Raw genomic sequence first — 24,387 nt, forward strand, 5'->3', positions numbered from 1 at the left:
GATGTTCTGGGTGAAGGTGCTCAGGTCGGAGAAATTGAACAGGTCACCAAGGTCGAGCAGTTGCTGTTGGATGGGCACAAAAAATCCGATGCCAGAAGACTGGCATCGGATTCTGATTGGCTCAGCTACTTAAGTGAACAGCATTACCGCCGAAGCGGGGTTTCTCTCAAGGCTTCAACAGCCGCTGGAAATCAATCGATATCCAGGAAGCTGCGCAGCTGCTCCGAGCGGCTCGGGTGACGCAGCTTGCGCAGGGCCTTCGCTTCGATCTGGCGGATGCGCTCGCGGGTCACGTCGAACTGCTTGCCGACTTCCTCAAGGGTGTGGTCGGTGTTCATGTCGATACCGAAGCGCATGCGCAGCACCTTGGCTTCCCTCGGGGTGAGGCCGGCCAGCACGTCGCGCACGGTTTCAGACAGATTGATGTTGGTGGTGTTCTCGATCGGGGACTCCACGTTGGTGTCCTCGATGAAGTCGCCCAGATGGGAATCCTCGTCGTCGCCGATCGGGGTTTCCATCGAGATCGGCTCCTTGGCGATCTTCATCACCTTGCGGATCTTGTCTTCCGGCATGTCCATTTCCTTGGCCAGCTCCTCCGGCGTAGCCTCGCGGCCGTACTGCTGGAGCATCTGGCGGGAAATGCGGTTCAACTTGTTGATCGTCTCGATCATGTGCACCGGAATACGGATGGTGCGCGCCTGGTCGGCGATCGAGCGCGTGATCGCCTGGCGGATCCACCAGGTGGCGTAGGTCGAGAACTTGTAACCGCGGCGGTACTCGAACTTGTCCACGGCCTTCATCAGGCCGATGTTGCCTTCCTGGATCAGGTCGAGGAACTGCAGGCCGCGGTTGGTGTACTTCTTGGCGATCGAGATCACCAGGCGCAGGTTGGCCTCGACCATTTCCTTCTTGGCCTTGCGCGCCTTGGCTTCACCGTAGGCCATGGCACGGCTGATTTCCTTCAGCTCTTCCAGGTCCAGCTGGGTCAGCTTCTCGATGTCGATCGTCGCCTGCTGTTCGGCGATGATCTGGTCCTTCACTTCGCGCAGGGCCGAAGACCACTTCTGCTTGCGCTTCAGTGCGTCTTCCACCCACTCCAGATTGGTCTGGTTGCCTTCCCAGGAACGGATGAAGTCCTTGCGCGGCATGCGGGCGGTGACGGTCGCCAGATTCAGCACGCGGCGCTCATGGGCCTTGATCGACGCCATGGTGTCGCGCAGCTGCTTGGTCAGCACGTCGGTCAGCGGCAGCGGCAGCTTCAGGGTGACGAACACCGCCGACATCTCTTCGCGCAAGCGCGGCAGGTTCTTCTTGTCGCCCTTGGTGGCGGCCTTCTTGAAGGCATTGAAGGCATCGTTCAGCGCCTGCATGCGCGCAGCGACTTCCTCCGGGTCCGGACCGGTCGGTGCGGCTTCTTCCTCGCCACCCTCGACATCATCGTCCTCGTCCTCGTCGCCTTCGGCGTCGGCATCATCGCTGTCGTCAGACGCGGCAGCGGCCGGCGCAGGCACTTCATCGGCCAGATCGTTGAAGCCGACGATCACTTCGGCCAGGCGCTTCTTGCCTTCCTTGTGGGCTTCGTAGTCGGTCAGCAGCGACTCGACCGAGACCGGGAACTGGCCCAGGGCGGCCTGGACCTGCGAAAGGCCTTCCTCGATGCGCTTGGCGATGGCGATTTCGCCTTCGCGGGTCAGCAGCTCGACGGTGCCCATTTCGCGCATGTACATGCGCACCGGGTCGGTGGTACGGCCACCTTCGGTGTCGAGCGCGCTCAGCGCGGCGGCAGCTTCTTCGGCCGCGGTGTCATCGACTTCGCGGTTACCGGTGTTGCCATCGTTGAGAAGCAGGGTTTCCACATCCGGCGCAACTTCATGGACATCGATGCCCATGCCGTTGATCATGCCGATGATGTCTTCGATCTGTTCCGGGTCGACCATGTCGTCCGGCAGATGGTCATTGACTTCGGCGTAGGTCAGGTAGCCCTGTTCCAGGCCCTTGCTGATCAGTTGCTTGATTTCGGATTGGGCAGGACGTTCGTTGGCCATGTAGTGCTCGCGCCACCGGCTAGGGAGAAATAGGGAACGTAGCATTATACCAGCCCGGGGCCCCGCCTGCCGGGCGGTGGTCCCGCAGGCTCAGGGCCTGAGAAGGAAGGTCACGGGACCGTCATTGACCAGGCTGACGACCATATGGGCACCAAATCGGCCCGTTTCCACCCCTGGTGCGTGATTTTCACGACAGATCTCGACAAATCGATTGAACCCGCGTTCAGCCTCGTCCGGCGGTGCGGCGCTGGTGAAGCTGGGCCGCATGCCCGAACGGGTATCGGCCGCCAGGGTGAACTGGCTGACCAGCAGCAGGCCGCCGCCGGTGTCGCGCAGCGAGCGGTTCATCTTCCCGGCCTCGTCGGCGAACACCCGGTAGCCCAGCAGGCGCTCGGCCATGCGCCGCAGCTGGGCCTCGGTATCGCCCGGTTCCATGCCCACCAGCGCCAGCAGGCCCGGACCAATCTGGCCGACCGCTTCGTCATCGACGTGGACGGCAGCCTGGCTGACACGCTGGATAAGGACGAGCATCGTGGGCTCCAATGAACGGGGCCGGCCACGATAGCAGCGCCCTTGGCTAAACTGGCGCAGATGAATCCGCAACGCAAAGCCCGGCTGGTCTACCGCGCCACCACCCTGTTCGCCCGCCTGCCCTGGCCGCTGCTGCGGGGAATCGCCCGTGCCCTGTCCTGGACCTGGATCAGTCTCAACGCCCGTGAGAGCCGCGTCACCCGACGCAACCTGGAGCTGGCCTACCCGGACCTGGACCGCGCCACGCGCGACCGCCTGCACCGGGAGCTGCTGCGCTCCACCGCCCTGCAGGCCATCGAGACCCTGCGCCTGTGGAGCCAGGCGCCGGCCGACAACCTGCGCCTGCACCTGAAGCAGCGCCACGGCGAGGCCCTGTACGACGCGGCCCTGGCCAGCGGCAAGGGCGTGATCGTGGCCGCACCTCACTTCGGCAACTGGGAGCTGCTGAACCAGTGGCTGGCCTCGCGCGGGCAGATCGCCATCGTCTACAAGCCACCGGAGGACGAGGCCAGCGATGCCTTCCTGCAGCTGGTGCGGGGCGGCCAGAACGTACAGCAGGTGCGCGCTGAAGGCCCGGCCGTGCGCCAGCTGTTCAAGGTGCTCAAGGACGGCGGTGCCACCGGCATCCTGCCCGACCAGCAGCCCAAGGCCGGCGATGGCGTGTTCGTGCCGTTCTTCGGCGTGCAGGCGCTGACCATGACCCTGGTCAACCGGCTGGCCGAGCGCACCGGCGCCACCGTGCTGTATGGCTGGTGCGAGCGCATCGGCCCGGACATGGAATTCGCCCTGCACATCGAACCGACCGATCCCGCCGTGGCCGACCCGGACCCGCAGGTGGCCGCCACCGCGCTCAATACCGGCATCGAGCGCATTGCCCGCCGCGATCCGGCGCAGTACCAGTGGACCTACAAGCGCTATACGCTGCGGCCACCGGGCAGCGGCGAGGAAGACCCGTACGCGACCGAAGAGCATCCGCACTGACGGCCGCCGCACCCAGGCCCATCCGGCCCCTGCGACCGGCGGCCGCACCACGTTGAATACGACGCCGGCGCCCCCATAGAGACTGCGATGTCCGACTCCCCCGGTCCTGCCATGTCTGCTGCTTCTTCCCTGTTCGGCGATCCGGCCGCGATCCGCTGCGAGCGCGCTGTGGCCGAACTGCGTGCCGGTCGCCCGGTGCTGCTCCACGATGGCCAGGGCCAGCGCCTGGCGGTGATCGCGCTGGACAGCGCCACGGCCAGCAGCTTCGCTGCCTTCGCCAATGCCGCCCGCGAGCGCCATTACCTGTTCCTGACCGCCACCCGCGCCCGCGTGCTTGGCGTGGAGGCCCCGCAGGGTGCGCGCCTGCCGCTGGCCGGTGTTGCCTTCGATGCCCTGCCCTCGTTGGGCTACCTGCGTGAACCGGGCCCGATGCCGGACGGCTGGAGCGCCGGTGACGCCTTCGATGCAGGCGCGGTGGAACTGGCCCGCCTCGGCCTGTTGCTGCCGGCGATGGTGGCGGTGCGCCTGGACGCCGAAGACCGCACCTTCGATGGCGCGGCCGAGGTTGCGCTGTGCGACCTGGCCGAGGGCGCAGCACATGCCGCGCATGACTACGAACTGGTGGCGCGTTCGCCGGTACCGCTGCGCGATGTCGGCATGACCACGTTCGCGGTGTTCCGTGGTGGCGTCGCCCAGCGTGACCAGGTCGCGATCATCGTCGGCGAACCGGATCTGTCGGCGGTGGTACCGGTACGCGTGCACTCCTCGTGCCTGACCGGCGACCTGTTCGGTTCGCTCAAGTGCGACTGCGGCGACCAGCTGCGGCGCGGCCTGCGCAAGCTGAAGGAACTGGGCGGCGGCGTGCTGCTGTACCTGGACCAGGAAGGCCGCGGTACCGGCATCGCGGCCAAGATGCGTGCCTATGGCTACCAGCATGACGGCCTGGACACCATCGATGCCGATGCACAGCTCGGCTTCGGCGCCGACGAACGGCGCTACGGCAGCGCGGTGGCGATGCTGCGCGGCCTGGGCATTTCGCGCGTGGCCCTGCTCAGCAACAACCCGACCAAGGCGCAGCGCCTGCGCAACGCTGGCATCGAGGTGCTGGACTGCATTCCGGTCACCGGCGAGATCACCGCCGAGAACGAGCACTACCTGCGCACCAAGGCTGATCGTGCCGGCCACATGCTGGATGTGGACGCGCTGATCCAGGCTGCCCAGTAACGCAGCCGACCTGCTACCGTCTGCGCGGTGCGGCCACGGCCGCCACCGCCCGCCCTGCCACCTGACGGAGCCCGCGTGACCGACGTTCCCCTTACTGCTCCGACCACCGATGCCTGGCAGTCGCTGCCGCGCCGCGCCGCGCGGCTGGCCGCACTGGAAGGTGCCTTCGGCGGCCTGTTTGTGCCGGGCCTGCCGCTGGCCGCTGCATGGTGGTTCTTCGATCTACCCGGCGGCGTGTGGGTCGCAGCCCTCGGGCTGCTGGTGGGGGCTGCATGTGGCGCGTGGCTCGGCCACCGCCGCCTGGTCCGCACCCGTTGGCGGCTTGACGCACAGGGCCTGGGCCTGCGCCGCGACCTGATGTGGCAGCTGGAAACCCGCATCCCCCTGTCGCGCGTGCAGCACCTGGACCTGCGCCGCGGGCCACTGGAACGCCGCGCTGGGCTGGCCACGCTGATCGTGCACACCGCCGGGACCCGCATGAGCGCAGTGACCGTGAGCGGCCTGGACGAGGCCGACGCCGAGCGCCTGCGTGACACCCTGTCCCATCAGCTCGACCAGGACGCCGACGCCCTGTGAGCCTGCCGCCGCCCCTGCCCGCATCGCTGCCTGCCGGTGGCGAGGACCATCGCCTGCACCCGTGGTCGTGGTTGTTCGTGCTGCTGATGCAGCTGCGCCATTACTTCCTGCCGCTGGTCGCACTGCTGGTGTTCGGCCAGCGCGGCGACCGCGACCCGATGTGGGCGCAGCTGATTCCGCTGACGGCAATTGCCGCACTGGTACTGGTGTCGGTGCTGCAGTACCTCAGCTACCGCTACCGTATCGGCAGCGATGCGATCACCGTGCGCAGCGGCCTGCTCGCGCGCAACCGGCGCGAGATTCCGTTCGCGCGCATCCACAACGTGGAGGTGCGGCAGAACCCGCTGCACCGTCTGTTTGGTGTGGCCGAGCTGCGCCTGGAATCGGCCGGTGGCGTGCGCCCGGAAGCGGAGATGCGGGTGCTGAAGCTGGACCAGGCGCTGGCGCTGGAACGGCTGGTCCGCCAACGCGGGCAGGCGCCGCAGGCCGCCGGCATCACCGAGCCCGACCCGGTTGCCAGCACCGCGACTGAGAACGAGCAGGTACTGCTGCGCCTGTCGAGTTGGGACGTGGTACGCATGGGCCTGCTCTCCAACCGCGGCTGGGCGCTGGCGATCGCCGCGTTCGGCGTGCTGTTCCAGACCGTGCCACGGCCGGTGATGGACGATGCCCTCCAGCGCGGTGGACGCGAAGCCTTTGGCTACGCCAGCCATCTGCACCCCGGCGTGACCGGCGCGTTTCTGCTGCTGGCTGCCGCGCTGCTGCTGGGCTGGCTGGCGCTGCGCGTGCTGTCGGTGGTGCTGACGCTGCTGCGCTACCACGGCTTCACCCTCAGCGAGCAGGACCGACGCCTGACCGTATCGGCCGGTCTGCTCAGCCGCACCCGCAGCAGCGTGGCGCGCCGGCGCATCCAGGCCTGGACGCTGCGCGAAGGTACTTTGCAGCGCTGGTTCGGGCTGCGTCAGCTGCGCATCGACAGTGCCGCCGGTGGCCCCGCGCGCGATGAGGACCGCGCCCTGCGCGAACTCGCGCCGCTGGCGTCCAGTACACGTTGTGAGCAGCTGGTGCAGCACCTGCTGCCGCAGCTGCAGTGGCCTCCGCTGCAATGGCAGTCCATTCCGCAGCGCGGCTGGTGGCGGCTGTGCCTGGGCGCACTGGTGCTGGTGCCGCTGCTGGCTGCGGCCGCGTACTGGCGCTGGGGCCCATGGGGCCTGCTGGTGCTGGCGTGGCTACCGGTGGCGCTGCTGGTCGCGCACCGGCAGATGGCACGCATGGGCTGGTACCTGGACGAACACTATGTGGCGGTGCGCGGCGGCTGGTGGAAGCGCTGGTGGCGCTGGGCCGAGCTGGACAAGGTGCAGGGCCTGCGCCTGCAACGCTCGCCGCTGGACAAACTGCTGGGCACCAGCAGCCTGCAGCTGGATACCGCCGGCGCGCATGGTGATGTGGCGCTGACGCTGCATCATCTGCCGCAGGCACAGGCCCAACAGGTAATGGATCAACTGGCCGCGGCGCTGGCGCGGCGCAAGCTGCGCTGGTAAGCACTACAGGTCGTGCCGATCGCCGGCCGGCAACTGCCGCCATTCCCGAGGTTGCCGGCCAGCGGCCGGCACTACCGCGAGCGGGGTCAGCGAGGCATCAGCGCTGCGACAGGCCCCAATACCCCAGGTCCTTGCGGATCTGCAGATCGCGCACCCAGCTGCCGAATGGCTTGCGCCGCAACGCACCCATTTCACCGGACAGGAAATCCTCGGCGGCGGTGATCACGCGCTCGCTGGACAGCCCATCGCGGTAAGGGTGGATGGCATCGGCGTAGCGCACGATTTCCGCCTGCAGCGCGGCGTCCGGGTGCAGCGCGCGCTGCAGCATCGCCTGCAGCTGCGCAGGATCATCGAAGTCGATCATGTGCGGCTTCGGCACGCGGTTGCGGAAGGTCACCACCGGCTTGTGCTGCACGATGAACTCCGAAACGATCGATGAGGTGTCCGACACCAGCACATCGGCGGCACGCTGCGCGGCCATCACCTGCTCCGGCTCGATGAAGCGGGCATTGGCACCGGCCAGCGCGCGGTAGCGTTCGAACAGTTCCGGTGGGCACTTCGGGTGCAGGGTCAGCAGCCAGTAGTGGTCACCGGCGGCGATATCAGCGGCGATCTGCGCATGCAGGTGCGGAGCCGCGCTGAGCCGCTCGGTGAAGGTGGAACCGAACAGGATCACCGGGCGGTCACCGGCCGGTGCGCGCAGCGCGGAACTCTCGCCTCCGTCATCGCGGAACAGCGGGTCCAGCTTCGGCCAGCCAGTCTCGGCCACGGCGAAGTGGCCCTGCAGGCTGGCGATCTCGCGGAACGGTGCGGTCGTGGCCGGCCCCTGCGTGCAGTACAGGTCGAACATGCCGCGCACCCGGAAGTGGCCGCGCGCACTGTCCCGCTTCTCCACGTTGAAGCCATGGAACAGCTGCACCTTGGCCCCCGAAAGGAAGGTCGGCACCCAGTTGGCCGCGCTGAACACCGCCCGCGGACGCATTGCCAGGGCCTGCTTCAGGCCCACGTTGGGCACCCCCGGCAGGCTGCTGCCGGCCGCGCCGTCCTCGAACCAGGCCGCCACCTCCTGCCCGGACGCGTGCAAGGCCTGCGCCAACGGGGCGAGAATAGGCAGCGCATAGCGCTCCGTCGCAAACAACAGGTACCCGGCCATCATGTCCTCCTCGACCGCTCCCATCGAACGGCCTCGCATCTCGGCGTGCATTATCGCGTTCAACGAGGCCGGGCGCATCGGCGACTGCCTGGCCTCGCTGGCCTTCTGCGATGAGATCGTGGTGGTGGACTCGCAGTCCACCGATGCCACCGTAGCCATCGCCGAGTCCGCCGGTGCCCGCGTGCTGCAGCGCCGGTTCGAGGGCTTCCGCAGCCAGAAGGCGTTCTGCGTCGAGCAGGCCAGCCACGACTGGGTGCTGTGCCTGGACGCCGACGAGCGCATCAGCCCCGAGCTGCGCACCGCCATCGAGCAGGCCCGCGACGGTGGCTTCGCCGGCCAGGCCGGCTACCGCTTCGCCCGCCTCTCGGAGTACTTCGGGAAGTTCCTCCGCCATGGCAATGCCTACCCGGACCGGGTGATGCGCCTGTTCGACCGCCGCCGCGGCGGCTGGCGCGGCAAGCGCGAGATCCACGAGGCGGCCAGTGTCGACGGCAGTGTGGGCACCCTGCGCGGCGACCTGATCCACTATCCGTACCGGTCATTGCAGCAGCAGCTGGCCAAGACCGAGAAGTACGCGCGGATGATGGCCGAGCACGAGTTCGCGCGCGGCAAGCGGGCCACGCTGGGCAAGCTGGTGCTGGCGCCGGCCTGGCGGTTCTGGCGCGGCTTCCTGTTCCGTGGCGGCTTCCGCGACGGCTGGCACGGCCTGGTCTACGCCTACGTCCGCGCCAACTACGTGCGGCAGAAGACCATCATGCTGTGGATGCTGGGCAATGGACAGGCGGTGGCCGACCCGGCGCCTTCCGCGGACCGGCCTTGACCACGCTGTGTCACACTGCGTGGGCGTTGCCTGAAGACCCCCCATGAAAATCCTGTACACCAACTTCCACTACGGCGACGGTGGCGGCCACACCACGTACATCGTCTCGCTGGCGCGTGCGCTGCACGGCCAGCACACGCTCCACGTCGCCGCGCCGGCCGACAGCCGCCTGTTGCGGACCATGGCCGCTGAAGGCATTGCCCGCACACTGCCGATTGCGTTCGGCAGCGGCCTGCCAACGCTGCCCCGGCAGCTGGCCGAACAGCGCGCGCTGCGCAGGCTGGTCCACGATGAAGGCATCGACCTGATCCATGTCAACGGTGCACGCGACCACCGCTTCGTGATGCAGGGGCTGCTGGGCATGCGCCGCCCGCCGATCGTGCTGACCAAGCACAACAGCAAACCCACCAATACCTTTGGCAATGCGCTGCGCGCACGCTGGGCCACCGATCGGCTGATCGCGGTCTCGGCCGACACCAAGCGCCTGCTGGAACAGGGCCCGTACCGTCGCTGCCCGATCGACGTGGTCCGCAATGGCGTTGACCTGGAGCGCTACTCACCGCAGCCGGCCGGCACCGGCAGCGCGCTGCGCCAGCAATGGACGCAGGATCCACAGGCGCTGGTGCTGGTCAGCAATGCCGGCACCGACGATTACAAGGGCTGGATCGACCTGGCCCGGGCCATCGCACGGCTGCCCGATGCGGTGCGTCCGCATGTGCACATGGCCGTGGCCGGCCACCTGCCCAGCGCGCAGCAGCGCGAACAGGTGCAGGCGCTGGGCGAGGTGGCCGCGCAGGTGCACTTCACCGGCCTGCTGGCCGATACCCGTGTCCTGATCGCGGCCGGCGATGCTGGCTTCGTACTGTCCCATGACGTCGAGACGATCTCCTTCGCCTGCCGCGAGATGATGGCCAGCGCCAAGCCGATGCTGGTCAGCGACTACGCGGGCCTGCCGGAGAACATCGAACAAGGCGTCGATGGCTGGGTGGTTGCCACACGCGACATCGACGCCATCGCCGCCCAGGTACAGGCGCTGTACGCACAGCGCGATGCGCTGCCGGAACAGGGCCGCGCAGCACGCCGCCATGCACAGCGGGAGTTCGGCCTGCAGACATTCGCCGACGCCACGCTGGCCAGCTATCACGCCGCCCTGGCCAGCACCTGAGCCACGCTCCCCGAACGCTCAATCGGTGATGCCGGGCCCCTGCAGGCGGCGCTCGTGCTCGAGTTCCGCCACTGACGGCCGGCAGTCGCCGGCGACCGCATCGGCAGGCACCAGCCACCAGCGGCGACGATTGGAAATGCCCGCCATCTCGGCCCGCGCACGATCGATGCAGGCCTGCATCGCATCCTCGTTCACCAGCAGCCAGCGTTGCTGCGGAACCAGCCGCTGCCAGCGCACGGCCGCCTGCAGCTGTTGATGCCAACGTGCTTCGAATCCAAAGGTGGCCGCCGGGCGATCGGCCATCAGCAGGTTCTGCTCTTTCCATGCCACCAGTCCCAGCTCGGCCTGCGGGCCGATGCGTGCACTCACTTCACGCATCAGGCCACGGGCCGAGCTGGAGTCGTTCAACACCGGATAGCCGACCAGGCTGTACAGCACCCAGACTCCTGCCAGGGTAGAGGCCAGGGCAACGTGCCGACGCTGGCGCCCGCACACCCACAGGCTCAAGGCCGACCAGACCGCCATCGCCAGCGCCGCCCAGGCCAGCGCATCGGTGGCACCGGGAAGCAACCCGCGGCCATGAGTAACGCGCACTTCGAAATCCGGATCACCCAGCAGCGCCAGCGCACCGACCAGCCCCAGCACCAGTGCCAGCAACGCGGTGAATGCGCCCAGCACGCGCTGCACATCGCGCCGCCTCAGCAGCCCGGGCAGCAACGGCGCCAACGCCAGGCAGAACATCGGCAATGCCGGCAGGATGTAGACGTCGCGCTTGCCGTGCGGAAGCGAGAAGAACAGCACGACCAGCAGCCACCAGGCCAACGGCAGCAGGTAGCGCGCATCGCGCCGGCGCAGCCGCCGGAACCAGGCCGGAAGCGCCCAGGGCAGGAGCAGGAACGCGGGAACCCACATCGACGGCATGATCGCCAGGAAGTACCACCACGGCTGGTGATGGTCCCAGGACTGCGTATAGCGCCGCGCGGTCTGCCGGAACAGGATGTCGTCCATGTAGGCGCGGTACGGCTCCGAACCGGTCGCGAAGCCTGCCAGCAGCATCGGCGCCAGCCACAACGACACCGCCAGCAGGAAGGCCAACGGTGCCAGCCAGAAACGCAGGTCGCGCACGTGCAGGCGTACCCGCGGCCAGTGCAGCACGGATGCGACTGCCGCCGGCGCGATCATCATCAGCGCCAGCACGCCTACGCCCTTGGTGATCACACCGATGCCGGCAAAGAACCAGCCCAGCCACCACCAACGCCAGGCCGGACCCAGCAGCAGATGGCGCAGCAGGCCGTAGTTGGCCAGGGTGATGAACAGCACCACCAGCGGATCGATCTGCGCCTTCTTCGCCTGGAAGGTGAAGTGCAGCGCGAACAGCAGTGCCCAGCCCGCGTACAGCCCCACCTGCCGCGTCCACAGGCGGCGGCCGAGATCGACCACGCACCACAGCGTGCCCAGCGCGGCCAGCAGCGAGGGCAGCAGGAACGCCACCCGCCAGTGGCCGACCAGGCTGTACATCGCCGCCTGCAACCACATCAGCATCGGCGGCTTGTCCGAATAGAGCTCGGGGCCGCGATGCGGGAACAACCAGTAGCCACTGTCGACCATCTGCTTGGCCACCAGCGCGAAACGTGGCTCGTCCGAGGGCCACGGATCACGGAGGCCCAGGCCGGCCCCCAGCACCAGCAGGGCCATCACCACCAACAACCACGTCTGGCGCGACGCGTGGGCTTTCAGCATGGGACTCGAAACGGCAGCGGGGGTCAGGCTGCTTTTAACAGACGCGCGTAGAAGAAACCGTCAGCATCGTTTTCACCCGGCAGCCGCTGGCGCGCCACCCCTTCGCAATCCACGCCGAATGCATCGCCCAGCGGCTGCGCCACGGCATCCGGATGCCACTTCAGGAACGCGCGCACCTGATCGATGTTCTCGGCGCGCAGGATCGAACAGGTGGCATACAACAGCACGCCGCCCGGGCGCAGCATCGACCAGCAGGCTTCCAGCAGGCGCGCCTGCACGCCGACCAGTGCATCGATGTCTTCGGCGCGACGGTGGAACATCACATCCGGCTGGCGGCGGATCACGCCGGTCGCCGAGCACGGCGCATCAAGCAGGATCGCGTCGAACGGCACGCCATCCCACCAGGCGCCCGGATCACTGGCATCTGCCGCCAGGGTCTGCGCATGCTCGCCCACGCCGGTACGGGTGTAGGTATCGCGTGCACGGGCCAGGCGGCGCGCGTCGATATCCAGCGCCAGCAGGCGCAGGCTGGGGTCGCGCTCGAGCAGGTGCGCCGACTTGCCGCCGGGTGCCGCACAAGCGTCCAGCACGCGGGCACCGGCCACCGGGGCCAGCGCATCGGCGGCACACTGCGCCGACAGGTCCTGCACCGAGATCGCGCCCTCGGCGAAGCCGGGCAGCTGATTCACGGCAACCGGAGAGGCCAGGCGCAACGCGTCGGCACTGAGCGGACTGGCTTCTGCGGCAATGCCGGCTTCGGCCAGCGCGGCCAGTGCCTTGTCACGACCGCCCTGCTGGCGGTTGGCGCGCAGCCACAGGGGCGCCGGTTGCAGGCTGGCGCTGAAGATCGCGTCGGCCTGTGCCGGCCAATCGCGTTCCACCGCATCGGCCAGCCATTCCGGGAAGGCATCGCGCGCTGGCTGCTCCGGGAAGCCTTCGCGCTGCGCGCGACGCAGGATCGCATTGACCAGGCCCGCCTGGCGCTCACGGCCCAGTGCACGCGCGGCATCGACGGTGGCCGACAGCGCCGCGTGCGCCGGCAGCTCCAGCACGTCCAGCTGGGCGAACCCGACCATCAGCAGCGTGCGCAGATCGGCATCACGCGCCGACAGCGGCTTCTGCATCCACGACTGCAGCGCCGCGTCATAGGTGCTGCGGCGGCGCAGGACGGCGAAACACAGGGCTTCCAGCAGCGCGCGGTCGCGGCTGTCGGCCAGCTTCGGCAGCGCCCAGGCCAGTTCGGCCTTCAGCGAACGGCCACGGGTGAACACCTGTGCCAGCACACGTGCAGCCAGCATGCGCGTGGCCGCGCCCGGCGCCGCCTTGGCGACGGAGAAATCGTTCTGCTTCGACACCGCTTATGCCCCCACGCGCAGATCGCGGCGGGCGTTGAGGTAGTCGGCCGCAGTAATCGCCTTGCCACCTTCCCGCTGCAGCACACGCAGGCGCAGTGCGCCCTGGCCACAGGCGATGTCGATGCCATCGCGGCTGGCCGCCAGCACCGTGCCCGGCGCCTGGCCGTGGGCGAGGTCAAGGGCGACCGCGCCGTGGATGCGCACGCGCTCGCCGGCCAGCGTGGCCTCGGCGATCGGCCACGGATTGAAGGCGCGCACGGTGCGCGCCAGTGCATCGGCGTTCTGCGCCCAGTCCAGGCGGGCCTCGGCCTTGTCCAGCTTGTGCGCGTAGGTCACGCCCTGCTCCGGCTGCGGCCGCGCGATCGGCTTGATGCCGGCCCGCAGCAGGCCCAGGCCGTCGGACAGCACCTGCGCGCCCAGATCCGCCAGCTTGTCATGCAGCTGGCCACCGGTATCGGTGGCGGCGATCGGCAGCTCCTGGTGCAGCAGCACCGGGCCGGTATCCAGGCCGGCCTCCATCTGCATCAGGCAGACGCCGGTCTTCGCATCGCCGGCCTGGATCGCGCGCTGGATCGGCGCGGCGCCGCGCCAGCGCGGCAGCAGCGAGGCATGCACGTTCCAGCAGCCATGGGTCGGAATGGCCAGCACCGCCTTCGGCAGGATCAGGCCGTACGCTACCACCACCATCAGGTCCGGCTGCAGGTCGCGCAGCTGCTGCTGGGCGGCTTCATCCTTCAGCGATTCGGGCTGGTAGACCGGAATGCCACGGGCCACGGCTTCAAGCTTGACCGGCGACGGCGCCAGGCCACGGCCACGGCCGGCCGGACGATCAGGCTGGGTGTAGACGGCCACGACCTCATGGTGGCGCGCAGCCGCGCGCAGCGACGACACCGCGAATTCCGGCGTACCGGCAAAGACAATCCTCATGGCTACCCCACTTGCAGGATGGATTCGTGCAGGAAAGAAAACGGCGCCGTCGGCCGGCGCCGTACAGCCCGCGCGCGTCGCGCAGGCACGGGCCACCCGATGGGCGGCCCGGATTGGCGATCACGCCACGTGCTTGCGCTGCTTGGCCAGCTTCTTGCGCACCATCTCGCGCTTGAGCGGCGACAGATAGTCGATGAACAGCTTGCCGTCCAGGTGATCCATCTCGTGCTGGATGCAGGTGGCCAGCACTTCGCCGGCTTCCAGCTGCTGTTCCTGGCCGTTGCGGTCCAGGTATTTCACGGTGATGGTATCGGCGCGGGTCACGTCGGCGAAGATGCCCGGAACCGACAGGCAGCCCTCCTGGTACACCCGGCCTCCGTCCTTGGCGACAATTTCCGGGTTGATGAACACATGCGGTTCATTCTTTTCTTCGCTGACGTCGATGACCATGAAGCGCTTGTGCACGTCCACCTGGGTGGCGGCCAGGCCAATGCCCGGGGCGTCGTACATGGTCAGGAACATGTTGTCGATCAGTTCCTGGAAGGCCGGCGTGGTGACTTCGGCGGCTTCGATCAACGCAGCCTTGGTACGCAGGCGCGGATCGGGGAACTCGAGAATGGGGAGAAGGGCCATGGCTGTTTCCGGATAGGGGGCCGGCACGCCGGCATACGTCGCAGATTCTAGCTCCAACGCTTGCCTTGCGCCCCGGTTTCTGGACTATAGTGCGCGGACCTGTTGGGGAATCAGGGCTTCACACCTATGTTGCTTCGTTTTCGTACGGTCGTCGCCGCGGCGATGCTGACCGTGGCTGCCTATGCTACCGCCGTGGAAGTGAATGGCGGGCACCCGGACACCTATGTGGTCCGAAAAGGGGATACGTTGTGGGATATCGCCGCACGTTTCCTGCAGAAGCCGTGGCTGTGGCCGGAGATCTGGCAGGCCAATCCGCAGATCGCCAATCCGCACCTGATCTATCCCGGTGACGTGCTCAGCCTGGCCTATCTGGACCGGGTGACCGTCGCTGCAAAGCCCGGCCCGCGCCAGGAAGCCCCGATCGATGCCATTCCGCTGGCCCAGGTCGAGCCGTTCCTGAAGCAGCTGAGCGTGGTCGACAGCATCGAGCAGCTACCCTACGTGGCCGGCCTGGAAGAAGAACGCCTGCGCGTCACCAGCGGCAGTGCGGTCTACGTGCGCCTGGCCGACGCCCAGCTGGGCCAGCGCTGGGCCGTGGTCCGCCCGACCGTGCGCTACGCCCAGCCCAAGCCGACCGAGGACCTGACCGCCAACGGCGACGTCACCCCCGGCAGCGGCAACCTGTGGCGGGCCTACAACGCCCCCAACCACCGCCGCGGCATACTCGGCTATGAGCTGGCCCAGGTCGCCACCGGCACCATCACCCATGTCGCCGGCGGCAAGGTCGAGGCGTCCACCCTGGTGCTGGACAAGAACGAAGGCGGCCGCGAGGTGCGTGCCGGCGACCGTCTGGTCCCGGTCGAGGCCAAGCCGTATGACCTGCAGTTCGTCCCCCATGTCCCGGCCGCCGGTGTCGAGGGCGTCGATGTGCGCGTGCTGGCCGTCACCGACATGTTCACCGCCGCTGGCCCGCGCGATGTGATCGCGATTTCCGCAGGTCGCGCCCAGGGCGTGGACAACGGCACCGTGTTCTCGCTGTGGCGCCCGGGCCGCCACGTGGCGCACCGCATGAAGTACCCCACCTCGTCGCGCATGGACGATTCGCTCAGCACCGGCGCCGGCCGGGTTTCGCTGCCGGACGAATACGCCGCGCACGCCATGGTGTTCCGTACCTTCGACAACGTCAGCTACGCGCTGGTGATGCAAGGCGTGAAGCCGGTACGTGTGGGGTTCAACGCACTGCACCCGGACGCGAAGTAACCAGTCCCGGGGTGCCCGGCCACTGCAGGTAGTGCCGGCCGCTGGCCGGCAGGCACCTCCGGCAAAACCTGACAGCCACATGCGAAGGCGCCCTAGGGCGCCTTTGTTGTATGCGCTCGATAGTGGGGGGATGACCAACCAAGCTGACGAGGCGCTGCTGCGCCTGTTGATGGCAGGCGGCGCGCTGGCGCCACGGCGGGCCCTGCTGCAGGCCGCAGGCAGCGCGGAGATTGCGATCGCGCAGGGCGCCGCGAACTGGCGCGCGCACGGCTGCACGCCCGAGCAGTGCGCCGCGCTGGAACGCCCGGACACCCGGGCCTGGGCCGCGGCACGGCGCTGGCTGGAAGACGACAACCAGCACCTGCTGGCCTTCACCGATCCGGCATTCCCCCCGCCCCTGCTGGATGTCCCCAACCCACCCCTGGCGCTGTTCATCGCCGGCGACCCCAGCCTGGCCTGGCGCCCGTCGGTGGCGCTGGTCGGCAGCCGCTCGCCGACGCCGGGCGGACGCGCCCTGGCCGCCCGGTTTGCTGGCTGCTTCGTCGAAGCGGGCCTGGCGGTGACCAGCGGACTGGCGGCAGGCATCGACGCGGCCGCTCACCAGGCCACGTTGGACGCCGGGGGCTGCACCGTGGCGGTGATCGGCACCGGCCCGGACCGGACCTACCCGGACAACCATGCCCGGCTGCAGGCCCGCATCGCCGCCGAAGGCGCGGTGCTCAGCGAGTACCTGCCGGGCACACCGGCACGCCCCGGTCACTTTCCAGCCCGCAACCGCCTGGTGGCCGGGCTGGCGCTGGCGACGGTGGTGGTCGAGGCCGCCCAGCGCTCCGGCGCATTGATCACCGCACGCCTGGCCGCCGAGGCCGGCCGCGAGGTCTGTGCCCTGCCCGGTTCGGTACTCAACCCACGCGCCGCGGGCTGCCACCGGTTGATCCGCGAGGGTGCCGCACTGGTCGAGCGCCCGGAGGAGGTCCTTGAACTGCTGGCGCCCGCCCTTCGCCAGCAGCTGCCGGGCTTGCAATCACGGCTCGCCACCCCCACTGAACAGGCACCGTCGGCACTCCTGCCGGCGCGCTGGGCCGACGACCCTGACTACCAGAGCTTGTGGCGGGCCCTGGACCACAACCCAAGCGGTATGGATTCACTGATCACGCGCTGTGGATTGACGGCGCCCCAGGTGTCCTCCATGCTGCTGGCCATGGAACTGGCGGGAATCGTGGTGTGCGTACACGGCCGCTACTGTCGAACTCCCTAGTTTCTTCACCTCCACAGCGTCGCGCGACGCAGGCCGAGGGGCAATGAAAGAGAGCATCCTGGACGTACTGCTGTACCTGTTTGAACACTATTTCAGCGAAGATGCGGACCTGATCCGTGACCGCGATTCGCTTCAGAACGGCCTGATCCAGGCCGGTTTCAGCCCAACCGAGATCAACAAGGCGTTCGACTGGCTCGATGCCCTGGCCGCGCAGCGGCCGAGCGTGGCCCAGGCGCGGGTCGATGGCCCCGTGCGCGTCTACCACGGCCCCGAGCTGGACAAGCTGGACGTGGAATGCCGTGGTTTCCTGCTGTACCTGGAACAGCACGGCATCCTCGACGCCGACCAGCGCGAGCTGGTGCTGGACCGGGCCATGGCCCTGGACCAGGACGAACTGGACCTGGACGACCTGAAGTGGGTCGTGCTGATGGTGCTGTTCAACCAGCCCGGCTCCGAGGCGGCGTACGCCTGGATGGAGACGCAGATGTTCATGGACGAGCCAGAACCCCTGCACTGACCGTACACTTGGGGGCATAGCGCATTCAGGAGCGTCCCCGTGAGCGAGTGGTTCCATGCAGAAGGCAACCGGCAGCAGGGTCCGCTGCCGGCGGAACAGTTGGTCGAGTTGTTCCGCAACAACCAGATCTCCCTGGACACCCTGGTCTGGCGCGACGGCCTGCCGCAATGGCAGCCGTTGCGCACCGTGGTCGACGAACTCGGCCTGATCGTGCCGGCGCTGGACGCTGCCGCACCGCCGGTGGAACCCGAGCCCGATCCGGAACCGGTGGCACCGCCTCCGCCGCAGCCGCCGGTACTGCCGCCGTCCACGCCCTACACCACCAGTGCATCGGCCACCGCCCTGCCGGCGCCGAAGAAGAAGCTGTCCGGCTGCGCCCTGACCGCCATCATCGGCGGCGGCCTGCTGCTGGTGCTGGTCCCGATCGTGGCCATCCTGGCTGCCATCGCGCTGCCCGCCTACAACGACTACACCGTGCGCGCCAAGGTCGCCGGCGCAGTGACCGCGCTGCAGCCGTTGAAGGACCAGGTGCAGCATTTCGCCGATGACGAAGGCCGTTGCCCCGGTGCCAACGACGCCGGCTTCCCGGCCCCGGGTGACTTCGCCCATGCAGGGCTGTCGGCGGTGAACATCGGTCGCTTCAACAATGGCCACTGCGGCATCGAAGCCACCCTGGCGTTGCCCGGCAAGAGCCTTGATGGCGACCTGCTGTGGCTGGAATACGATCGCGACAGCGGCCGCTGGGAATGCAGTGGCGAAAGCAACGACAAGTACCTGCCGCCGACGTGCCGCGGCTGAGCCACGCGCACGCCAGCACCTCCAAGGATGATTCAACAGGGAACATGCAATGACTGAGTGGTACTACGCCGAAGGACAGCAACGCCAGGGCCCGCTGCCGGTCCAGGAGATCCGCCAGCGCTTCCAGCGCGGCCAGCTGAACCTGGACACCCTGGTCTGGCGCGAAGGCATGGCGCAGTGGGCTGCGCTGCGCCAGGTGGTCGACGAACTGGGACTGCAGACACTGGCCGACGCCAGCACGGCCACCGGCAGTGGCGGCTTCGACCTGCGTGGCGACTATGCCGCGATCGACAACGGTACGGCGCCACTGCCTGGCACCGGCGCGCTCAGCAGTTCGCCCTACAGCGCCCCTGCGGCGCTCGGCGGCGGCGGCCATGCCCAGCCGGTGATGGGCGGCGAAGTGGTCTACGCGGGCTTCTGGAAGCGCGTGGCGGCCTACATGATCGACTACTTCGTGCTGGCCATCCCCGGCGGCATCATCGGCGCCATCCTCGGTGTGGCGCTTGGTGCCAGCATGGGTGCGGTGGGCAGCGGCGAATCGGCCATCGAAATCGTGGCCCAGCTGGCCAGTGCCCTGATCAACCTGGCCATCGGCATGGCGTACTACACCTGGTTCCATGCCTCGCAGGGCGGTGCCACGCTGGGCAAGATGGCGGTCGGCATCAAGGTCGTGCGCAGCAATGGCGAGCGCCTGACCAAGGCCCGCGCATTTGGTCGCTACTGGGCCGCGGTGCTCAGCACCTTCACCCTCGGCATCGGTTTCCTGATGGCCGCCTTCACCGAGCGCAAGCAGGGCCTGCACGACATGATCTGCGACACCCTGGTGGTCGACCGCTGGGCCTACACCGACCAGCCGCAGCTGCAGCGCCGGGAGCTGGGCACGGTGACCGTGCTGGTGCTCGTACTGACCGGCCTGCTGTCGCTGGTGGGCCTGGCGCTCATGGTGTTCGCGGTTGGCTTCATCGCCAAGATGGCCTCATGAACGGCCATCCTCACGCCTGGCTGCTTGACATGGGCTGGCCGGGCGTGATTCCTCTAATAAGGTGAAACCTGAACGCCCGGCACATTACCGGGCGTTCAGTTTATGGATTTGCCCGTGGCCGCTTCACTAATGCGGCCGTTTGCTCCACCCTAGCGGCCCCTCTCCCCCGGTCCGCCCACAGACCTTTCCTGACATGCCCAAGCACCTGCTCATCGTCGAATCGCCGGCCAAGGCCAAGACGATCAACAAATACCTCGGCAAGGACTACACGGTCCTGGCCTCGTATGGGCACGTGCGCGACCTGATCCCGAAGGAAGGCGCAGTCGACCCGGACAACGGGTTCGCCATGCACTACGACGTGATCGACAAGAACGAAAAGCATGTCGATGCGATCGCCAAGGCCGCCAAGGGCGCCGACGACATCCTGCTGGCGACCGACCCGGATCGCGAGGGTGAAGCGATCAGCTGGCACATCGCCGAGATCCTGAAGGAACGCGGGCTGGTCAAGGACAAGCCGATGCAGCGCGTGGTGTTCACCGAGATCACCCCGCGCGCCATCAAGGAAGCGATCAGCCAGCCGCGCGCGATCGCCAGCGACCTGGTCGACGCCCAGCAGGCGCGCCGCGCGCTGGATTACCTGGTCGGTTTCAACCTGTCGCCGGTGCTGTGGCGCAAGGTCCAGCGCGGCCTGTCCGCCGGCCGCGTGCAGAGCCCGGCGCTGCGCATGATCGTCGAGCGCGAGGAAGAGATCGAAGCCTTCATCGCCCGCGAATACTGGTCGATCGCCGCCGAGTGCGCGCACCCGTCGCAGCACTTCAACGCCAAGCTGATCAAGCTGGACGGGCAGAAGTTCGAACAGTTCACCATCACCGACGGCGACACCGCCGAGGCCGCCCGCCTGCGCATCCAGCAGGCCGCGCAGGGCTCGCTGCATGTCACCGATGTGGCCAGCAAGGAGCGCAAGCGCCGCCCGGCGCCGCCGTTCACCACCTCCACCCTGCAGCAGGAAGCCTCGCGCAAGCTCGGCTTCACCACCCGCAAGACCATGCAGGTGGCGCAGAAGCTGTATGAAGGCGTGGCGATCGGTGACGAAGGCACCGTCGGCCTGATCTCGTACATGCGTACCGACTCGGTGAACCTGTCGCAGGACGCGCTGGCCGAGATCCGCGACGTGATCGCCCGCGACTACGGCATCGCCTCGCTGCCGGACCAGCCGAACACCTACCAGACCAAGTCGAAGAACGCCCAGGAAGCGCACGAAGCGGTGCGCCCGACCTCGGCACTGCGCACCCCTGCGCAGGTCTCGCGCTACCTGACCGATGACGAGCGCAAGCTGTACGAACTGATCTGGAAGCGTGCAGTGGCCTGCCAGATGATCCCGGCCACCCTCAACACCGTCAGCGTCGATCTGTCGGCCGGCAGCGACCACGTGTTCCGCGCCAGCGGCACCACCGTGGTGGTGCCCGGCTTCCTGGCCGTGTACGAAGAAGGCAAGGACAACAAGAGCGCCGAGGACGAGGACGAAGGCCGCAAGTTGCCGGCGATGAAGCCCGGCGACCGCGTGCCGCTGGAACGCATCCAGGCCGAACAGCATTTCACCCAGCCGCCGCCGCGCTACACCGAAGCGGCGCTGGTGAAGGCGCTGGAAGAGTACGGCATCGGCCGCCCCTCGACCTACGCCTCGATCATCCAGACCCTGCTGTTCCGCAAGTACGTGGAAATGGAAGGCCGCAGCTTCCGCCCATCCGATGTGGGCCGCGCGGTGTCCAAGTTCCTGTCCAGCCACTTCACCCGGTACGTGGACTACGACTTCACCGCCAAGCTCGAGGACGAGCTCGACGCCGTCTCGCGCGGCGAGGAAGAGTGGATCCCGCTGATGGCCCGCTTCTGGGAGCCGTTCAAGGAGCTGGTGGAAGACAAGAAGGAATCGGTCGACCGCGCGGAGGCCAGTGGCGCGCGCGAGCTCGGCACCGACCCCAAGACCGGCAAGCCGGTCAGCGTGCGGCTGGGCCGCTTCGGGCCCTATGCCGCCATCGGCAGCACCGCCGAGGATGCCGAGGAGAAGCCGAAGTTCGCTTCGCTGCGCCCCGGCCAGTCGATGCACACCATTTCCCTGGAAGACGCGCTGGAGCTGTTCCTGATGCCGCGCGCACTGGGCGAGGACAACGGCGAGCCGGTCAGCGTCGGCATCGGCCGCTTCGGCCCGTTCGCCAAGCGCGGCAGCACCTATGCCTCGCTGAAGAAGGAGGACGACCCGTACACCATCGACCTGGCCCGCGCCGTGTTCCTGATCGAAGAGAAGGAAGAGATCGCGCGCAACCGGATCATCAAGGAGTTCGAGGGCAGCGACATCCAGGTGTTGAACGGCCGCTTCGGCCCGTACATCAGCGACGGCAGGATGAACGGCAAGATCCCCAAGGATCGCGAACCGGCGTCGCTGACCCTGGCTGAAGTGCAGCAGTTGATGGAAGAAACCGGCAAGCCGGTGCGCAAGGGCTTCGGTGCCAAGAAGGCCGCCGCGAAGAAAGCCCCGGCCAAGAAGGCGGCAGTGAAGAAGGAAGCGGCGCCGAAGAAGGCCGCTGCAAAGAAAGCGCCTGCCAAGAAGGCCGCGGCCAAGAAAGCAGTAAAGAAGGCCGCCGCGAAGAAGGCCCCGGCGAAGAAGGCCGCTGCAAAGAAGTAGATCCACGCCATGCGTGGATGAGGGGGGCGGACCAACGGTCCGCACCCACCATATGCAGTCATTACCTACCGCTGATGCCGGCCAGCGGCCGGCACTACCGGGTGCCAGGGTCCACCCCTTCTGCACGCGGCAGGGGGATAATGAAGGCCCACGCCGGGCCGGTCGCCGCCATGAAAGAACTCACCCTGGACTCTGCTGTCGCCACGCTCCGCGCGGGCGGCGTGATCGCCTACCCGACCGAAGCGGTCTGGGGTCTGGGCTGTGATCCCTCGCACGAAGCTGCGGTGCACATGGTGCTGCGGCTGAAGCAGCGCCCGATCGAGAAAGGCATGATCCTGGTCGCGGCCGAACTGGCGCAGCTGGAAGGCTGGGTGCGGCTGCAGGCGCTGCCCGACGCCCGCCAGCGCGCGGTGCTGGCCAGCTGGCCCGGTGCCAACACCTGGATCCTGCCTGCCGGCCCGCGCGCGCAGCCCTGGGTCACCGGCGAACACAGCGGTATCGCGGTGCGCATCAGCGCGCACCCGCTGGTGGCCGAACTCTGCCGCGCCTGGGGCGGCCCGCTGGTCTCCACCAGCGCCAACCTGGCCGGCGAACCACCGGCACGCAGCCGCGAAGAACTGGACCCGCGCCTGCTGCGCCTGCTCGACGGCATCCTCGATGGGCAGACCGGCGGCCTGGCCCAGCCCACCCCGATCCGCGACGCGCTCAGCGGCAACGTGCTGCGCTCCTGAGCCGGCGATTGCGCTGCTGCGGACAATCACGCACCCTGCCGCCATGACCCTGCTGCGCACCACCTTGAGCCTGTGTCTGCTGCTGCCGTGGACGGCACCCGCGGCCGAGGACGTGCGTGTCTACCGCTGCGTTGCCAGCAACGGTGCCGTCGCCCTGCAGGACAGGCCGTGCAACAGCGGCCGCCAGCAGGTGCGCGACCTGCAGCGCCCGCGCGATCCCGCTCCACGGGTGGTGCGCAGTGATGCCACGCCTCCGCCGCCCAGCGAAACCCCGGTCATCCGCGAGCGCGAAGTCCGCCACGTCTACATCCAGCCGCCGCAGCCGATGTACGAGTGCGTGAGCGAGGACGGACGGCGCTATACCAGCGACAACAACGAAGGCAATCCGCGCTGGGTGCCGCTGTGGACCAGTGTCTGGCTGCCGCACGGCCATCGTGGCCCAGCCTATCCCGGACCACGCCCGGCCATCGGCACGCCGATCGGCGAAGGCACGGGTTATCGCCGCCCCTCGATCGGCATGGACGTGCAGGTGCCGGCCGGCAGCGTGCTGGTCCGCGACAGCTGCCATGCGTTGCCACCACAGGAAGTCTGCGCACGGCTGAGTGACCGCCGCTGGGAGCTGGATCGCCGTTACAACAGCGCGCTGCAGAGTGAACGCACCGCCATCAGCAACGAACAGCGCGGTATCGATGCGCGCCTGTCGCGCGATTGCGAACGCTGAGCGCAGCACGCCGTCGCAGCCTGTACGCTGTGCGCATGAACCGAGTGATCTGGCTGCTCCTGGTGCTGCTGCCCGGAAGCGCGTTGGCCGAAGAGGGCGTGATCTACCGCTGTACCTCCAGCAGCAGTGACGTCCCTACCCTGCAGCGCACGCCGTGCGCCACCGGCAGCAAGCAGCAGGTGCTACGCATCCCCGACCCGGCCAACTCGCAGCCGGCCGCCGCTGCGCCTGTAGCCGCCGAACCTGCATCCGCGCCCGTTGAAACACCCGCGCCGGTGCCGTCCGGACCGGCCGTTGCCCCTGCGGCCCCAGCAGAACCACGACGCGCGGACGAAGGACGCACGATCATGGAAGCAGGCATGGTCGAACACGCAGGAGACGACCAGATCCTCGACAGCGCGACGCTGCGCCGTGATGCCGAGGCCCGCGCCGCCGCAGGTGACGGTCCACCGAAGCCGCCGCTTCCTCCGATCTTCCAGTGCACCGACAGCCAGGGCGGCGGCTACCTGTACGAGTACGAAGCCGCGCCCGGCCGCTGCGAGCTGATGACGGTACAGGGCCTTGGCGGAGTGACGCCGGTGAATGCCGCCAGCTGTGAAGTGGTGCGCGACCACTGCGAAGCGCTTCCCGAAGCGCAGCGCTGCGGTGGTTGGCAGCAGCGCTTCCGCGATGCCCGCGGCCGTGAGCGCTTCGCCGCGCCGGAGAACCGCGATACCGCGCGCGGTGAACGCTGTCTCTTATACACATCT

At 68.1% G+C, this 24,387-nt stretch carries 23 protein-coding genes; 16 read left to right on the forward strand and 7 right to left on the reverse strand.

Going from position 1 to position 24,387, the window contains the following annotated elements; genetic code table 11:
* Positions 1 to 240 (forward strand): hypothetical protein (locus tag AC5O77_RS19580; RefSeq protein WP_494507089.1); only part of this gene is annotated, 240 nt, incomplete at its 5' end.
* Here the strand turns inward: AC5O77_RS19580 and rpoD are convergent.
* Entirely contained in the window at positions 192 to 2,045 is a 1,854-nt protein-coding gene (rpoD, locus tag AC5O77_RS19585; protein WP_121504308.1) for an RNA polymerase sigma factor RpoD, read from the reverse strand. The two genes, AC5O77_RS19580 and rpoD, sit on opposite strands and share 49 nt — an antisense overlap.
* 90 nt (positions 2,046 to 2,135) lie before the next feature.
* The gene (gene dtd, locus AC5O77_RS19590; protein ID WP_049401012.1) at positions 2,136 to 2,576 is read right to left on the reverse strand and encodes a D-aminoacyl-tRNA deacylase; all 441 of its coding nucleotides are present in this window, start codon (positions 2,574 to 2,576) and stop codon (positions 2,136 to 2,138) included.
* A 60-nt stretch (positions 2,577 to 2,636) separates the two neighbouring features.
* On the opposite strand from dtd, the gene AC5O77_RS19595 reads away from it, so the two are divergent.
* From AC5O77_RS19595 to AC5O77_RS19610, 4 genes are all read left to right on the forward strand, one after another.
* Entirely contained in the window at positions 2,637 to 3,557 is a 921-nt protein-coding gene (locus AC5O77_RS19595; protein WP_478058643.1) for a lauroyl acyltransferase, read from the forward strand.
* Between the two features lie 87 nt (positions 3,558 to 3,644).
* Positions 3,645 to 4,781, forward strand: a complete 1,137-nt coding sequence (gene ribA / locus AC5O77_RS19600) for a GTP cyclohydrolase II RibA (RefSeq protein ID WP_049401010.1) — start codon at positions 3,645 to 3,647, stop codon at positions 4,779 to 4,781.
* A gap of 75 nt (positions 4,782 to 4,856) precedes the next feature.
* On the forward strand, positions 4,857 to 5,357 hold the full coding sequence (locus AC5O77_RS19605; RefSeq protein WP_478058644.1) for a PH domain-containing protein: 501 nt from the start codon (positions 4,857 to 4,859) through the stop codon (positions 5,355 to 5,357).
* Entirely contained in the window at positions 5,354 to 6,898 is a 1,545-nt protein-coding gene (locus AC5O77_RS19610) for a PH domain-containing protein (protein WP_478058646.1), read from the forward strand. Before AC5O77_RS19605 ends, AC5O77_RS19610 begins: the two co-directional genes overlap by 4 nt.
* Positions 6,899 to 6,995: 97 nt before the next feature.
* On the opposite strand, the gene AC5O77_RS19615 is transcribed toward AC5O77_RS19610, so the two are convergent.
* Entirely contained in the window at positions 6,996 to 8,054 is a 1,059-nt protein-coding gene (locus tag AC5O77_RS19615; RefSeq protein WP_494507090.1) for a CDP-glycerol glycerophosphotransferase family protein, read from the reverse strand.
* Between AC5O77_RS19615 and AC5O77_RS19620 the strand changes: the two genes are divergently transcribed.
* Both AC5O77_RS19620 and AC5O77_RS19625 read left to right on the forward strand, forming a co-directional pair.
* Positions 8,053 to 8,871, forward strand: coding sequence for a glycosyltransferase family 2 protein (locus AC5O77_RS19620; protein ID WP_494507091.1), 819 nt, complete (start codon positions 8,053 to 8,055; stop codon positions 8,869 to 8,871). The two genes, AC5O77_RS19615 and AC5O77_RS19620, sit on opposite strands and share 2 nt — an antisense overlap.
* Before the next feature lie 43 nt (positions 8,872 to 8,914).
* Complete coding sequence (locus AC5O77_RS19625; RefSeq protein ID WP_478477739.1) at positions 8,915 to 10,036, forward strand: glycosyltransferase family 4 protein; 1,122 nt, start codon at positions 8,915 to 8,917, stop codon at positions 10,034 to 10,036.
* Positions 10,037 to 10,054: 18 nt separating this feature from the next.
* Here AC5O77_RS19625 and AC5O77_RS19630 read toward each other — a convergent pair whose 3' ends face one another.
* The 4 genes from AC5O77_RS19630 to def all read right to left on the reverse strand — a co-directional run bounded on the left by AC5O77_RS19630 (position 10,055) and on the right by def (position 14,691).
* On the reverse strand, positions 10,055 to 11,776 hold the full coding sequence (locus tag AC5O77_RS19630) for an ArnT family glycosyltransferase (protein WP_494507092.1): 1,722 nt from the start codon (positions 11,774 to 11,776) through the stop codon (positions 10,055 to 10,057).
* A 23-nt stretch (positions 11,777 to 11,799) separates the two neighbouring features.
* Positions 11,800 to 13,131 carry a 16S rRNA (cytosine(967)-C(5))-methyltransferase RsmB gene (rsmB, locus tag AC5O77_RS19635; RefSeq protein ID WP_010481181.1) on the reverse strand — a complete coding sequence of 444 codons (1,332 nt, stop codon included), beginning with the start codon at positions 13,129 to 13,131 and terminating at the stop codon, positions 11,800 to 11,802.
* A 3-nt stretch (positions 13,132 to 13,134) separates the two neighbouring features.
* Positions 13,135 to 14,058: a methionyl-tRNA formyltransferase gene (gene fmt, locus AC5O77_RS19640; RefSeq protein ID WP_317217553.1), complete on the reverse strand. Its 924-nt coding sequence runs from the start codon at positions 14,056 to 14,058 to the stop codon at positions 13,135 to 13,137.
* A 120-nt stretch (positions 14,059 to 14,178) separates the two neighbouring features.
* Complete coding sequence (def, locus tag AC5O77_RS19645) at positions 14,179 to 14,691, reverse strand: peptide deformylase (RefSeq protein ID WP_008267110.1); 513 nt, start codon at positions 14,689 to 14,691, stop codon at positions 14,179 to 14,181.
* A gap of 126 nt (positions 14,692 to 14,817) precedes the next feature.
* Between def and AC5O77_RS19650 the strand changes: the two genes are divergently transcribed.
* The 9 genes from AC5O77_RS19650 to AC5O77_RS19690 form a co-directional block, all read left to right on the forward strand.
* Entirely contained in the window at positions 14,818 to 15,951 is a 1,134-nt protein-coding gene (locus AC5O77_RS19650; protein WP_032128553.1) for a LysM peptidoglycan-binding domain-containing protein, read from the forward strand.
* A gap of 130 nt (positions 15,952 to 16,081) precedes the next feature.
* Positions 16,082 to 17,209, forward strand: a complete 1,128-nt coding sequence (gene dprA / locus AC5O77_RS19655) for a DNA-processing protein DprA (RefSeq protein ID WP_494507093.1) — start codon at positions 16,082 to 16,084, stop codon at positions 17,207 to 17,209.
* Positions 17,210 to 17,252: 43 nt separating this feature from the next.
* Positions 17,253 to 17,726, forward strand: coding sequence for a DUF494 family protein (locus tag AC5O77_RS19660; protein ID WP_005411195.1), 474 nt, complete (start codon positions 17,253 to 17,255; stop codon positions 17,724 to 17,726).
* A 39-nt stretch (positions 17,727 to 17,765) separates the two neighbouring features.
* Positions 17,766 to 18,524 carry a pilin gene (locus tag AC5O77_RS19665; protein WP_049423390.1) on the forward strand — a complete coding sequence of 253 codons (759 nt, stop codon included), beginning with the start codon at positions 17,766 to 17,768 and terminating at the stop codon, positions 18,522 to 18,524.
* Between the two features lie 49 nt (positions 18,525 to 18,573).
* Positions 18,574 to 19,506 carry an RDD family protein gene (locus AC5O77_RS19670; RefSeq protein ID WP_049461963.1) on the forward strand — a complete coding sequence of 311 codons (933 nt, stop codon included), beginning with the start codon at positions 18,574 to 18,576 and terminating at the stop codon, positions 19,504 to 19,506.
* 193 nt (positions 19,507 to 19,699) lie between these two features.
* Positions 19,700 to 22,186 (forward strand): DNA topoisomerase I, encoded by a 2,487-nt coding sequence (locus AC5O77_RS19675; RefSeq protein WP_494507094.1) that lies wholly within the window; start codon positions 19,700 to 19,702, stop codon positions 22,184 to 22,186.
* Between the two features lie 140 nt (positions 22,187 to 22,326).
* Complete coding sequence (tsaC, locus tag AC5O77_RS19680) at positions 22,327 to 22,917, forward strand: L-threonylcarbamoyladenylate synthase type 1 TsaC (protein ID WP_019338925.1); 591 nt, start codon at positions 22,327 to 22,329, stop codon at positions 22,915 to 22,917.
* Between the two features lie 43 nt (positions 22,918 to 22,960).
* A complete protein-coding gene (locus AC5O77_RS19685; protein WP_121504300.1) occupies positions 22,961 to 23,638 on the forward strand; it encodes a DUF4124 domain-containing protein in 678 nt (225 codons plus the stop codon).
* Positions 23,639 to 23,673: 35 nt separating this feature from the next.
* The coding region (locus tag AC5O77_RS19690) for a hypothetical protein (protein WP_494507095.1) at positions 23,674 to 24,387 on the forward strand (714 nt) is incomplete at its 3' end.

It is taken from the genome of Stenotrophomonas sp. INTA L402-1, from assembly GCF_059295135.1.